The following is a 12,835-nucleotide window of genomic DNA, read 5'->3' as shown; positions in this document are numbered from 1 at the left end:
CACGCATGGCGTGGATCTACCCGTAGGCGACCGTTTGTCTCGGTAGGGCCACGCCGTGCGTGGCCGACTGCTCCGGGCCCCGCATCACCCCATGCGGGGGGCTATTCCCCCGGCTTGGCGGCCGCTGTGACTGCCTGTGATTTTGCCCGCCGTGCCAGCGTCGCTTCGCGGTGGGCGATGTAGGCGTTGGCGCCGAGGATGATGCCGGCGCCGATCACGGTCCAGCGGTCCAGCGCTTCATTGAACAGCAGCCAGCCCAACAGGCTCACCAGCGGCAGCTGCATGAAGCTGATCGGGGTCAATGCGGAGACCTCGCCCAGGCGCAGCGCACGGGTCCACAGCAGCTGGCCCAGCGTGCCGAGCACGCCGGTCGCGACCAGCCAGACCCACGCCAGGCCGGTCGGCCAGACCCATACGAACAGCGCGGGCACCAGCGACAGCGGCACCCAGAACACATAGGTGTAGAACACCACCGTATCGGCACTGTCCACGCGGGTGAGCTGCTTGATCTGGATCGCCACCAGCGAACTCAGCACCGCGGCGCCCACGGCGACCAGGGTGCCGGGGGTGAAGCTGGTCGAGCCCGGACGCACGATGATCAGCACGCCGATGAAGCCGATGATCACCGCCGCCCAGCGGCGCATGCGCACGGTTTCGCCCAGCCACAGCACGGCAGCGATGGTGACGAACAGCGGCGTGGAGTAGGAGAGCGAGATCGCCTGGGAGATCGGCAGATGCCCGATCGCCCAGAACGCGCACAGCATCGAGGCCAGCCCGATCGCACTGCGCAGGAAGTAGCGCGGCAGCTGCTGCGTCTTCAGCGGTGCACTGCCGGGACGGATCAGCATCGGCAGCAGCGCCAGCAGGCCGAAGGCGTTGCGGAAGAACGCAACTTCCTGGGTCGGCACGTACCGGGTGGCGTAGCGGATCGCAATCGCCATCAGGCCGAAGGCCAAGGTACTGCCGAGCATCAGCAAGGCGGCCCGCAGCGGCGTGGCCACCGGTAACGCGGGGGCGGGGTTCACCACTGTGCGCCGATCAGCCTGGGCTCCGGTTCGATCGGCACGCCGAACTTCTCCAGGACCGAGGCGGAGATCCGCCGCGCCAGCGCGAGCAGTTCTTCACCGGTGGCCTGGCCATGGTTGACCAGTACCAGCGCATGGCTTGGCGCCACGCCGGCATCGCCATCGCGATAGCCCTTCCAGCCGCAGCTTTCGATCATCCAGGCAGCGGAGATCTTGCGGCGGCTGTCGTCGTCGGCCGGGAACACCGGCAGCTCGGGGAAGTGCTGCAGCAGCACCTCCACCTGTTCCAGTGGCAGGATCGGGTTCTTGAAGAAGCTGCCCGCATTGCCGAGCACGTCCGGATCGGGCAGCTTGCGGCGGCGGATGTTGATCACCGCGTTGGCCACATCGGCGGCCACCGGCAGTTCAACGCCCATCGCCTCCATTTCTTCGGCGATCCCGGCATAGCCCAGGCGCAGGCCATGCAGCAGCGGCAGCCGCAGTTCGATCGCGGTGATCAGGTAACGGTCCGGGTCGTGCTTGAAGATGCTGTCGCGGTAGGCGAACTGGCAGCCTTCCGCATCGAAGCGCACCCAGTCGTTTTCGTGTCGGTCCCAGGCATCCACGGCCTGGATGAACTCGCCGACCTGCGCGCCATAGGCGCCGATGTTCTGGATCGGTGAGGCGCCGGCAGTGCCGGGGATCAAGGCCAGGTTCTCCAGGCCGGAGAGGCCGTTCTGCAGCGACCACATCACCAGCCCATGCCAGTTCACGCCGGCACCGGCGCGCACGATGGTGTGGTCGGCGCGGTGCTCCAGGATCTCGATGCCGCGGTTGGCGAACACCAGCACGGTGCCTTCCACGTTGTCGGCGATCAGCACATTGCTGCCGCTGCCCAGCACCAGCAGCGGCTGCTCTGCGACGCGTGGCAGGGCCAGCACCTCCGGCAATACGGAGGGATCGAACACCTCCAGCAGCTGCGCTGCCGTGGCGTCGACGTGGAAGGTGTTGAGCGCCTTCAGCGAGGCGTTTTCAGTGATGGCCCAGGCAGTCATGGCGTCGTTCACAGTGGTGCCACCGCGCCGCGGCTGGGCGCCTCTCTGCGGCGGCGGATCGCCTCCACGCAGTCATGCACCAGCTCCGGGCCACGGAAGATCAGGCCGCTGTAGCACTGCACCAGTGCGGCGCCGGCCGCCATCTTGGCCACCGCATCCGCGCCGGATTGAATGCCGCCCACGCCGATCAACGGCATCGACTCGGGCAGGCGTGCACGCAGGCGGCGCAGCACCAGGGTCGACTGGCCCAGCAGTGGCGCACCGGACAGGCCGCCGGCTTCGTTCGCCCGCGGGTCACCGGCCACCGCACTGCGGTCGATGGTGGTGTTGGTGGCGATCACGCCGTCCACCTTGAGCTCACCGAGCACGCGCGCGGCGGCATCAATGTCGCGGTCGCTCAGGTCCGGGGCCACCTTGACCAGCATCGGCACGCGCCTGCCGTGCTGGGCGGCCAGGCTTTCCTGGCTTTCGCGCAGCTGCGAAATCAGCTGGCGCAGCGCGGTCTCCTCCTGCAGCTCGCGCAGGCCGGCGGTGTTCGGCGAGGAGATGTTGACGGTGATGTAGTCGGCCAGCGGATACACCTTCTGCAGGCAGTGCTGGTAATCGTCGAACGCCTGCTCGTTGGGGGTGTCCTTGTTCTTGCCGATGTTGATGCCGAGCAGGCCGGTGCGGCGCTTGGCGCGCTCGACATTGCGGACCAGTGCATCCACGCCCAGGTTGTTGAAGCCCATGCGATTGATGATGGCCTGGTGGTCCGGCAGCCGGAACAGCCGCGGCTTCGGGTTGCCCGCCTGCGGGCGCGGGGTGATCGTGCCGATCTCCACGAAGCCGAAGCCCAGGGCCAGCAGCGCATCGATGTGCTCGCCGTTCTTGTCCAGGCCGGCGGCCAGGCCCACGGGATTCGGGAAACTCAATCCGAACGCGGTGGTCGGCAGCGGGTCGATGCGGCGGCCCATCAGCGGCGTGGTGCCGGTGCGATAGGCCAGGTCCAGCGCGCTCAGGCCAAGGCCGTGGGCGCGTTCTGCATCAAGGGCGAACAGGAAGGGGCGGGCAAGCGAGTACATGGCGTTCAATCAGTCCAGCGTGCCGACAAAGGCACGGGTTTGGTATTCAAAGGCAATCTGGCCGTCCACCGCATGGGCGTCGAACAGCTGTTGCAGTGCATCGAGCATCGCCGCGTGGCGCGGGTGGCCGGCCTGCGGTGCATAGGAAGAGGACAACAGGCGCCCGCGCAGGCCGTCGTAGTCCATGCGCTGCACGTTCGGCAGGCGGGCCATGCCGCGCAGGCCTTCGCCGAACCACGCGCGCATGGTGTCATCGTCCTGGTAGCGCTCGGCAACCTCGGTGTAGTCGGTGCCGAACTCCAGCAGCAACTGTTCGTAGCCGATCAGGAACGGCGAGGCATCGAGCAGACGCGAGTTCCAGAACACCAGCGCCATGCCTTCGGGCTGCAGGATGCGCGCCCATTCGCGGCGCACCGCGGTGGTGTCAAACCAGTGGAAGGCCTGCGCTGCAGCAACCAGGCCCACGCTGTTGTCGGCCAGGCCGGTGGCCTCGGCGGTGCCGTCGGCGACCTTCAGGCGCAGATAGTCCGGCGCCAGCAGCTGCTCGGCCGCCTCGCGCATGGCCGCGTTCGGCTCCACCGCGATGACCGGGTGGCCAGCGGCCAGAAACAGCCGGGTGGAAATGCCGGTGCCGGCGCCGATGTCGGCGACCAGGGTCTCGGCAGGTACACCGATGTCCTGGTGCAGCCAATCCAGCAATGCCGGGAGATAGTCGGGTCGGTAGCGGACGTAATCGGCCACCCGACTGCTGAAGCGTTCGGTCGAATCCGAGCGGCTCATGTGCACCTCACGATTGGGTAGCGGCAAACCAGGCCAGTCCGCCGAAGAACAACAGCACCACCACCAGGGCAAGCAGACTGCCGATCACGATGATCCAGCCCAGGATCAGGCCGGCCAAGGCCATGCCGTCGCCTTCCAGCTCCAGCGGGCGGCGGCGGATCTCGGCGCGGGCCAGGTGGCCGGTGATGATCGCCGCGACGCTGCCGATGAAGGGCAGGGCGGTCCAGCCGAGGATGCCCATGATCAGGCTGACCACGGCCATGGCGCTGGTTTGTCGGGGCGGAAGGCTCATGCAGGTCCTGGTCGCGGTGGGGTGGTTCGATGATAGGGCCAGCGGCGGTTTTATCCCATCAGGACCTGGCCACCATCGACATTCAAGGTGTGCCCGGTGATCCAGCCCGCCAGTGGCGAGCACAGGAACAACGCGGCGTTGGCGACGGCCGCCGGCTCGCCGAAGCGACCGAACGGAATCTTCGCCAGGGTGTTTCGATACAGCGCCGGGTCCTGTTCGCGCCGGCGCGCCCACAGCCCGTCCTCGAACTCGATCGAGCCCGGGGCGATGGCATTGACGCGGATTCGTTGCGGCGCAAGGGCCAGGGCCTGCGAGGTGGTGTAATGCATCAGCGCGGCCTTGGCCGCCGCATACGGTGCGCCACCCGGGCGCGGCTGCTGGGCGGCGATCGAAGCCAGGTTGAGAATGCAGGCATCGCTGGACTGTTGCAGCCAGGGCAGCGCCAGCCGCGAGGCACGCACCGCCGACATCAGGTCGACGTTCAAGCTGGCCTCCCAGCCCGCCTCATCGTCGGCCATGCCATAACCAGTCGCGTTGTTGACCAGCACGTCGATGCCGCCCAAGGCCTGCGCAGCATCGGCCAGCCAGCGGCCGATGTCGTCCAGCCGGGAGAGGTCGGCACTGACCGTATGCACGGCCAAGCCGAGCGCCCCGGCATCCTCACGCAGCGCGGCCAGACCGGCCTCACCGCGTGCGCAGACCGAGACGCGGGCGCCTGCCGAAGCAAACGCCAGCGCCATGGCGCGCCCGATGCCCTTGCTGCCACCGGCAATCAGCACCCGGCGCCCGGTGAACTCCAGGCGCGGGCCGGCCGGCAGGTGGGGCACGGGATCCATCACAGGTCGAACTTGATGCCCTGGGCCAGCGGCAGCGAGTCGGAGTAGTTGATGGTGTTGGTCTGGCGGCGCATGTAGACCTTCCAGGCATCCGAGCCGGACTCACGGCCACCGCCAGTGTCCTTCTCGCCGCCGAACGCACCGCCGATCTCCGCACCCGAGGTGCCGATGTTGACGTTGGCGATGCCGCAATCCGAACCGGCTGCCGACAGGAAGCGCTCGGCGGTTTTCAGGTTGGTGGTGAAGATCGAGGAAGACAGGCCCTGCGGCACGCCGTTCTGCATGTCGATCGCCTCGTCCAGCGTGCTGTACTTCATCACGTACAGGATCGGGGCGAAGGTCTCGTGCTGGACGACCTCGTCGCTGTTCTTCAGGCCGGTCACGATGGCCGGCAGCACGAAGTTGCCGGCGCGGTCGATGCGGGTACCGCCGGTCTGCACGGTGCCGCCGCTGGCCTTGGCCTTCTCGATCGAGGCCAGGAACTGCTGCACGGCGCCGTCGCTGTTGAGCGGGCCCATCAGGTTGGCCGGGTCGGTCGGATCGCCGATCTTGCCTTCCACCTGCTTGTACGCCTTGATCAGCGTGGCCAGTACGTCGTCATGGATGGATTCGTGCACGATCAGCCGGCGCGTGGTGGTGCAGCGCTGGCCGGCGGTGCCGACCGCGCCGAACACGATGCCCGGGATCGCCAGCTTCAGATCGGCGGTTTCGTCCAGGATGATGGCGTTGTTGCCGCCCAGCTCCAGCAGGCAGCGACCCAGGCGGTGGGCGACCTTTTCGGCGACCTGGCGGCCCACCTGGGTGGAGCCGGTGAAGCTGATCAGCGGCACGCGCTTGTCGGCCACCATCTTCTGCGACAGTTCGGTGCCGGCATCGTTGATCAGGAAGAACAGGTCCGGGAAGCCACCGTCGCGCAGCGCCTCATTGCAGATGCGCATGGAGGCGATCGCGGTCAGCGGCGTCTTGTTGGACGGCTTCCACAGGCAGATGTCGCCGCAGATCGTGGCCAGGAACGAGTTCCAGGCCCACACCGCGACCGGGAAGTTGAACGCACTGATGATGCCGACCAGGCCCAGCGGCTGGTACTGCTCATACATGCGGTGGCCCGGGCGCTCGGAATGCATGGTGTAGCCATAGAGCATGCGGCTCTGGCCCACGGCGAAATCGGCGATGTCGATCATCTCCTGCACTTCGCCATCGCCCTCGGGCTTGCTCTTGCCCATTTCCAGCGCGACCAGGGAGCCCAGGGCGTCCTTGTTGGCGCGCAGGGCTTCGCCACACAGGCGCACGGCTTCGCCACGGCGCGGGGCCGGGGTGGTGCGCCAGACCTTGAAGGCCTCCTGGGCGCGGGCGACGATGGTTTCGTAGTCGGCGTCGGTGGTCGCGTAGACCTTGGCGATGGCTTCGCCGGTGGTCGGGTTCACCGGGGTAATCACACCGGCATCGGTGGCCGAGGACCATTCGCCGTTGCCAAGGTAGGTGCCAGCGTTGGTCGCGTCGAGGCCGAGGGCCTTGAGCAGGTCAGAGGACATGCAAACTCCTGTTGCGTTGCGTTTGTAAGGCGCTGGCCGCTGGCAGGGTGGGGGGCGGCAAGCTGAACCCCGAATGGTAACAGAGGGGGGGCAATGCCTTATCTGGCCGTGCAGCAGACCATCTGTTCGCGGCGCCGCCCGCGGCGGCGGGCGACCCAAATCAGGTTGGAGCGGTCAAGGCAGATCGAGCGTTGGCTCGAGGACCTGAGTCATTCAGGCGATCTGGCAGGAGTGACCTGCAGGCGCGTAGTGGGGAGACCAGGTCGGCTGATCGCGGTGCCAGCGCCAGGCGCTCTCGATGATCGGCGCTAGTTCGGTCCAGCGGGGCTGCCACCCAAGCTGCTCCCGGGCTTTGGCACTTGATGCAACCAGGCGAGCGGGGTCTCCGGCGCGGCGCGCCGCCACTTCATAAGGAATTGAAGCGCCGGCCACCGATGCTGCCGTGGCGATCACATCGTGGACCGAGAAGCCTTGGCCGTTGCCCAGATTGAAGGTGTGTGCACCCTCATTTCGATCCATGAAATCCAGCGCCAATGCATGTGCCTGAGCGAGGTCTTGGACGTGGACATAGTCACGAACACAGGTGCCGTCCGGCGTGTCGTAGTCGTCGCCGAAGATCCTAAGGGATGGTCCTTGACCCAGTGCCGCCCGCAGAACGTTGGGGATCAAGTGCGTCTCACAGGCGTGAGCTTCACCAATACCGTGGTCGGGCAGGGCGCCCGCGGCATTGAAGTAACGCAGGGCCACTGAGCGCAGGCCGTAGGCGTGCGCCGCGTCAGCCAGGAAACGCTCAGCCATGAGCTTGCTGGCGCCATAAGGATTGATTGGCGCGTTGGGGTGCGCCTCGTCGATCACATCTGCAACGGGGTTGCCGAACACCGCTGCAGTCGACGAAAACACCAGCTTTCTCACATCGTGACGGCGCATGGCTTCCAAGAGGTTAAGTGTGCCAGTCACGTTGTTTGCGTAGTATCCATAAGGCTCCGTGACGGACTCGCCGACCAATGACCTCGCACAGAAGTGCATGACGGCATCGAACTGTCGCCCATTAAACGCTACTTCAAGCGATTCGGGATCAAGCAAGTCCGCTTGCACGAACTCTCCCCAGCGAACCGCTTCGCGATGTCCGGTGGAGAGATTATCCAAGACAGTTACAGTTTGGCCGTTGTCATTCAGCCACTGAGCCATGTGGCTACCGATATAGCCTGCGCCGCCGCAAACGAGAATGCTATTTGTACTCAAAAACCGTCTCCATAATCCGTGGAATGTGTCTGACGCCAGCCGGCGCCAGTCGAGAGAAATCGCTATTTTAACTGGGCGCGTGAAGGGCGTTTTGTTGTATCGAGAGTTTAGGTTACCCTGATAAGGCGAGCCTGTTCTCTTGCCACGTAAATCCCCGCTTCCGAGATTGATTTCGTAACCACTGAGCCCGCGCCGATAGTCACCCCGTCGCAGATACTCACACCTTTCAGAATCACTACATTCGATCCAATCCAGCAATTCTTTCCAATTTGAACTTTCTCGACATTGAACGAGTCTTTCATTGGGAGTCCGCTGGCAGAAAAGGAGTGATCATGGTCATAAATTTTGACTCCCTCCCCAAAAATTGTCCCATCATCTATCTGGATGAGCCCCATGCAATTCAATGAGCAATCATTATTGAAAAATACCCCGTCACCAATAGAAAGTAGGCCGCCATCACAGAATATTGATAGGTTCCTGCGGCAGTTTATTTGGCCATGGCAAACCTTTCCGCCGGCTCGGATCTTTATGCTAAGGCCTCGGCCGAATGCGGAGATGGGGCCTTGGACCGCGCCACCGTAAGCAATCCTAAAGGCAATCATCTTTGCGGCGGCGATTATAATCTCCAGCGCCCTTATCAATTTATATGCCATCATTGCTGCCTATATTGTGTAGCCAAGGGTGTACTGCGAGCTTTCGGCGAAGAATACCAATCCGGCTAGGACTAGAAAGAACCCGAAATACGCAAGGCTCTTAATGACTGCGGGTGCGTTCACACTATTTATGATTGCCGCGATCTGGAGGGGGAGCACTAGAAGTAGGAAGGGTATGTATCTCTCAGAAAAATCCGCCGTGTTGACGCCAAATAAGACGAGTGAGAGAAATAGGAGGCTGTAAATATGGATGGATTTATCTGCGTGAAGTGACGGTTTGCTGACTAATAGAAATGTAAATGACGACAGGGTGCAGATCCAGAAGTTTGCTGTCTTCCATACAGCGCCAATATGGGACTGGTGGTCGGCGGAAAAATATAGGTTGAACTTGTCCGAGATTTGGGCGACGCCGAGGGCATTAACCAGATCTCCAATGATTTGCGATGACAGAATAGAGAGGGCAAGCGACAGCAGCGGGATCAGGAGGTAGACGCGATCCCGATTAAAAAATGGAAGAAGGAGGGCGGGCGCCGTCAGAAATACCAAGCATGACCAATGAAGGCCAATAGAGATGGCAATGGCGAGGCTGGCAAACAAGAAGCGGCGTTGATAGAAAAGCCAGAAGCCCAATGCCCCAATCGGAACCGCCAAGGCCTGCCTCATGATGTTTCCTGAGTAAATCAAGAAGAACGTCAGGAAGACCAGCGCAAAAACCTGTGCATTCACCCCTAAAGTTCGCGCGGATTTCTTGTAGTACATTCCAACGAAGTAAAAAACCAAGAGGTAGTTCGTGATCAGCCACCCACGCGGGGAGAGAAATGGCTTAATTACACTCTGCAATGGCCACCAAAGAAACTCCGTGTTTCCGTAGGTCCGAATTCCAACGCTAACCGATGTGCTTAGTCCATTAAGCTGGTTGTAAGTGCTCACATAACGTGGCGTGTCGTTGCCTGCATCCAGTGATCGCATGGCTACAAGGGAAAAGCCGTAAATGAATACTGGTGCTACAAGGAGCAAAAGCATCATCAATTGCTTGCTTCCGCTTTTTTGATTTGAGTACGCGGGTTCCCTTGTTGCCAAAAGGCACAGCATCAGTGTCCCAAAGATAATTGGAAGTGCCAGGAGTATTGCTGCGTCAGTTCCCATCGGAAGTCACTGAATTCGTGAGTGTCGGGCAATAGGCCAGTAGAAGCTCTTCGGAGAAACGCTGAATGGAGAAGCGGGCTTTTGTCTCGTCCTTTGCGTTCTTTATCATCTCGGAAGGGTCAAGTCGCCTTGTAATGATATCCTCAATCAAATCTGCGCCTTGGAGACCGTTGTTGAACAGGAGTCCAGTTATTCCATGTACAACCACGTCTCTATTGCCTTCACAAGTAGTTGCTAGCGTTAACAGGCCACATGCCATTGCTTCAATTATGGATACGGGCAGTCCTTCCCAGCTCGCTGTCGAGAGATATATGTCACTGGACGCAAGTATTCCATACACGTTCGTCTTGTGCATCCAGCCTGTCACGTCAACTCCAGCATCATGAAGGACCTTGACCAGCTCCGGCTCGCCATCACCAATCCACACGAAATTAACGTTCAGCCCACGAGCTTTACAGTGGGTTGCAATCTCAGCGAATAGAGCGGGATTCTTCTGCGTTCGAATACCGCCTATTGTTGTAATGGTCCTGGCTCCCGGCTTCCTAGGCGAGGATTGGAGGGCGTGCGGGGAAGAGGTGTTCTGCACTTCGACAGCGTTCTCCAGCAACTTGGCATCTACGCCAAGCCAACGGCGGATGGAATCGCGCTCACTTTCAGAGCAGGCGAGATAGGTCGCTGGCTTGATCGCAGCAATTCGCTCGAGCAGAGCGTACACATAGACCTTCTTTCCAGCATCCTTCCGCATCATTGAGATGCAATGGGGGCTATAAAAAATTCGCGCTCGGCGAACCGCACCGACGGTGGCAAGTCGACCAATGAACCCAGCGAAAGATGAATGTAGATGGATGACATCAGGGTCGATGGCGATCAGCGCCCGGCGAAGATTTGCCCCCCCCGAGAGCGCAGCACCAGCGGACATGTCAATGCGCTGGAGCTTGACTGCCTCGTGAAACATTGAGCTCAGATCTTCCGGTGTCTCAGGTCTCAGGGAATAGATAACATGAACCTGCCAGCCTTTATCTGCCATCAAGTTGGCGGCGGTGCAAACCATTGAAAGAGTGCCGGTAGCGGTGGCCTCGACCACGTGTACGACGGAATTCATGGGGCCGCACGCTCTTTTTCCATGATCACGCTAAGCATGCTCTGGAATTCTTCCTTTAATTCGACTGGTTTAGCCCCATCTGGATATCGAAGGAGAAGAGTGTCTAGCTCTTTACGCAAAGAGTCCGAATCAGCTTCGGCGATGGAGACAATGTACGGGGCGCACGAAAGCCAGGTGCGAATAAGATTTCCGACCTTGCCATTACTGTTGTTAACTGCAACGCAGGGTGTGCCAGTGATTGCACAGAAGATCACTCCGTGCAGTCGGTCGGTAATCACGATCTTTGAGCGCATATAAGTTTGCCATATGTCATCAAGCACCGGCATGCGATCAGAGAGTGCGTGATGAAGATTGTCGACATTTGTATCGCGGAACTCTACCTTCATCCGAAGGTCTCGGGCGATCATTTCAATGCCCTCGATCTGCGCGCTAGATAGATTTGATTCGATATCCCGTCGAATTGAGAGTGTGATCTGGTCTTCTCGACGTGCGTGACATTCAATAGGCGAAAGATGAAGCACTGTATCTGGGCACAATCTGACTCTGTTTCTTGGAAAGTTCTCAAGCATGAGATCCAACGTTGGCTTGTCGCGTGCGATTAGCGTCAAGTCCGGATGTTTGCTATAGATTGCAATTGACTGTTCTAAGAAGCGCTCACCAGCTCGGGTCCGCTCAAAGAACATTGACTGCGGGAACTGGATGATCTTGTTGTGGGGGAAGGTCGCAATAAGAAATCGGCGCTGCAACTCTGCGTCTCTGTAAAGAGTGCCGAGGTTGCCGCCGCCAGTGAGGAAAATGACATCCTCGTCTTGAGCTTGCCTCTTTACAAAGCGAGCCGCCTCATAGGTGTCACCGTGTGGGATCTCAACGACAGAATACCCTTTCAAGTAATCTTGCAAGAACGTCTTCTGCGCAACGCCTATCGCCAAGTCACCTAGGTTGCCGAGATCCGGAACCATAAACACAAAAGCCGTTTTGCCTGTTCTATGGATTGCGTCAATGCCTTTCGGAGACATAAGGCGGTAACGTAGATGGTTCGTCAGCCCCGTTGGTAGGCATCCTTTGATTCCGTGCGCCAAAGCTAGCTCCAGGCCCAAAACGACGGTTGCAAGTCGATGTCTGAACAGAAAGGCGTAGACTCTTCCTTTGGTGCCAAGGTTCCGTGCGCTCGGGTGGCCTGATTCACTGAGGCCAGTCAACAGCGCCTTGATCGAGCGACGTTTCTCGAGCATAGAGAGTGATTCTTCTGCTACTACGCGCTTAATGTTCCATTTAGCGTCCATGTAACTGTCCAGCTGCGAGTCGTGTTTCACGAAACAAGGTCCTTCTTTTGGCCGAGCACAAATCGATTGCGAATTGCAATTACAACGTTAACTGGTAACAGACCCGCCAGGATGGACTTGGCGATGAAGAGATAGTCGTAGGCGCTTCCGCCAAGCATCGGGTAGTACTTCAGTCGGGCCCTTATCTCGCCACGCCTATTGCGAAGGGATCGCTTCTTGAAATCTGATGGGTTGACTCGATAGTCCAGAAGAATGTCGTCAAGCACATGGATTCTTTTGCCCGCAATGACCAACTTGCACCAGAGCGCGAGATCCTCCGCTCGGTGATAATCATCGTACAGGCCGACATCAACCACGTCCTGCCGGCGAAATATAACGGAAGGGTGAATAGGAGCGTCGCCTCGCATAAGTTGCTTGGCTGACTTCTCCCCAGGTGTTCCTAGCACGCGACCGGTACCCCTAGCATCGGAGAACTCTACCGCCAATGATGCTGCGACTGCGTATTGAGTGTTGCTTACCAGGAATGAGTACAGTTTTTCAATGCGATCTGGAGCTGAAATATCGTCGGTATCCATGCGGACGATGTAATCTGCTTTTGCGGCAAGAATTGCTGCATTGAGTGAGAATACGAACCCTTTGTTTCCTCCATTTTCAATAACCCTTAATCGCCTATCATTGAAGCCGGCGACGATTGACGTGACGTCGTTGCACCCGCCATCATCAACAATAACCAATTCGAAGTCATCAAACGTTTGTTCGACAATACTTTTAATGGATTGCTCTAAGTGGTGTGGTGCGGTATTGAACTCCGCCATAATTACCGAAACACGAGGGTTATTCATCTTT

At 60.1% G+C, this 12,835-nt stretch carries 13 protein-coding genes; all 13 read right to left on the bottom strand.

Annotated features, from left to right (window positions below):
• Window positions 1-101 precede the first annotated feature (101 nt).
• Window positions 102-989, bottom strand: coding sequence for a DMT family transporter (locus ABE483_RS05545; protein WP_313219175.1), 888 nt, complete (start codon window positions 987-989; stop codon window positions 102-104).
• A 32-nt stretch (window positions 990-1,021) separates the two neighbouring features.
• Complete coding sequence (murB, locus tag ABE483_RS05540) at window positions 1,022-2,071, bottom strand: UDP-N-acetylmuramate dehydrogenase (protein WP_102788374.1); 1,050 nt, start codon at window positions 2,069-2,071, stop codon at window positions 1,022-1,024.
• The gene (locus ABE483_RS05535) at window positions 2,068-3,123 is read right to left on the bottom strand and encodes a quinone-dependent dihydroorotate dehydrogenase (RefSeq protein ID WP_313218104.1); all 1,056 of its coding nucleotides are present in this window, start codon (window positions 3,121-3,123) and stop codon (window positions 2,068-2,070) included. Before ABE483_RS05535 ends, murB begins: the two co-directional genes overlap by 4 nt.
• A gap of 9 nt (window positions 3,124-3,132) precedes the next feature.
• Window positions 3,133-3,903, bottom strand: a complete 771-nt coding sequence (locus ABE483_RS05530) for a class I SAM-dependent methyltransferase (RefSeq protein ID WP_346481303.1) — start codon at window positions 3,901-3,903, stop codon at window positions 3,133-3,135.
• 7 nt (window positions 3,904-3,910) lie between these two features.
• Window positions 3,911-4,195, bottom strand: a complete 285-nt coding sequence (locus ABE483_RS05525) for a DUF4190 domain-containing protein (protein WP_313212673.1) — start codon at window positions 4,193-4,195, stop codon at window positions 3,911-3,913.
• Between the two features lie 50 nt (window positions 4,196-4,245).
• On the bottom strand, window positions 4,246-5,031 hold the full coding sequence (locus ABE483_RS05520) for an SDR family oxidoreductase (RefSeq protein WP_313218108.1): 786 nt from the start codon (window positions 5,029-5,031) through the stop codon (window positions 4,246-4,248).
• Window positions 5,031-6,563: an aldehyde dehydrogenase family protein gene (locus ABE483_RS05515; RefSeq protein ID WP_319623922.1), complete on the bottom strand. Its 1,533-nt coding sequence runs from the start codon at window positions 6,561-6,563 to the stop codon at window positions 5,031-5,033. The genes ABE483_RS05520 and ABE483_RS05515 overlap by 1 nt, the downstream gene beginning before the upstream one ends.
• A 213-nt stretch (window positions 6,564-6,776) precedes the next feature.
• The gene (galE, locus tag ABE483_RS05510; RefSeq protein WP_346481302.1) at window positions 6,777-7,805 is read right to left on the bottom strand and encodes a UDP-glucose 4-epimerase GalE; all 1,029 of its coding nucleotides are present in this window, start codon (window positions 7,803-7,805) and stop codon (window positions 6,777-6,779) included.
• A 107-nt stretch (window positions 7,806-7,912) separates the two neighbouring features.
• Window positions 7,913-8,458 carry an acyltransferase gene (locus ABE483_RS05505; RefSeq protein WP_346481301.1) on the bottom strand — a complete coding sequence of 182 codons (546 nt, stop codon included), beginning with the start codon at window positions 8,456-8,458 and terminating at the stop codon, window positions 7,913-7,915.
• Between the two features lie 9 nt (window positions 8,459-8,467).
• Window positions 8,468-9,484 carry an EpsG family protein gene (locus ABE483_RS05500; protein WP_346481300.1) on the bottom strand — a complete coding sequence of 339 codons (1,017 nt, stop codon included), beginning with the start codon at window positions 9,482-9,484 and terminating at the stop codon, window positions 8,468-8,470.
• 109 nt (window positions 9,485-9,593) lie between these two features.
• Complete coding sequence (locus ABE483_RS05495; protein ID WP_346481299.1) at window positions 9,594-10,706, bottom strand: glycosyltransferase; 1,113 nt, start codon at window positions 10,704-10,706, stop codon at window positions 9,594-9,596.
• Window positions 10,703-12,019, bottom strand: a complete 1,317-nt coding sequence (locus ABE483_RS05490; RefSeq protein WP_346481298.1) for a polysaccharide pyruvyl transferase family protein — start codon at window positions 12,017-12,019, stop codon at window positions 10,703-10,705. The genes ABE483_RS05495 and ABE483_RS05490 overlap by 4 nt, the downstream gene beginning before the upstream one ends.
• Window positions 12,016-12,831 (bottom strand): glycosyltransferase, encoded by an 816-nt coding sequence (locus ABE483_RS05485; protein WP_346481297.1) that lies wholly within the window; start codon window positions 12,829-12,831, stop codon window positions 12,016-12,018. The genes ABE483_RS05490 and ABE483_RS05485 overlap by 4 nt, the downstream gene beginning before the upstream one ends.
• Between the last annotated feature and the right edge of the window lie 4 nt (window positions 12,832-12,835).

The sequence above is a fragment of the Stenotrophomonas sp. TWI602 genome (assembly GCF_039674045.1).
Lineage (GTDB): Bacteria > Pseudomonadota > Gammaproteobacteria > Xanthomonadales > Xanthomonadaceae > Stenotrophomonas.
This window is presented reverse-complemented; position numbering and strand designations above follow the sequence as displayed.

Coding starts and splice junctions, on each gene's coding strand:
- ABE483_RS05535 (WP_313218104.1), bottom strand. CDS start 3,123: ATGTACTCGCTTGCCCGCCCCTTCCTGTTCGCCCTTGATGCAGAACGC.
- ABE483_RS05530 (WP_346481303.1), bottom strand. CDS start 3,903: ATGAGCCGCTCGGATTCGACCGAACGCTTCAGCAGTCGGGTGGCCGAT.
- ABE483_RS05525 (WP_313212673.1), bottom strand. CDS start 4,195: ATGAGCCTTCCGCCCCGACAAACCAGCGCCATGGCCGTGGTCAGCCTG.
- ABE483_RS05520 (WP_313218108.1), bottom strand. CDS start 5,031: ATGGATCCCGTGCCCCACCTGCCGGCCGGCCCGCGCCTGGAGTTCACC.
- ABE483_RS05515 (WP_319623922.1), bottom strand. CDS start 6,563: ATGTCCTCTGACCTGCTCAAGGCCCTCGGCCTCGACGCGACCAACGCT.
- ABE483_RS05505 (WP_346481301.1), bottom strand. CDS start 8,458: ATGGCATATAAATTGATAAGGGCGCTGGAGATTATAATCGCCGCCGCA.
- ABE483_RS05500 (WP_346481300.1), bottom strand. CDS start 9,484: ATGATGCTTTTGCTCCTTGTAGCACCAGTATTCATTTACGGCTTTTCC.
- ABE483_RS05495 (WP_346481299.1), bottom strand. CDS start 10,706: ATGAATTCCGTCGTACACGTGGTCGAGGCCACCGCTACCGGCACTCTT.
- ABE483_RS05485 (WP_346481297.1), bottom strand. CDS start 12,831: ATGAATAACCCTCGTGTTTCGGTAATTATGGCGGAGTTCAATACCGCA.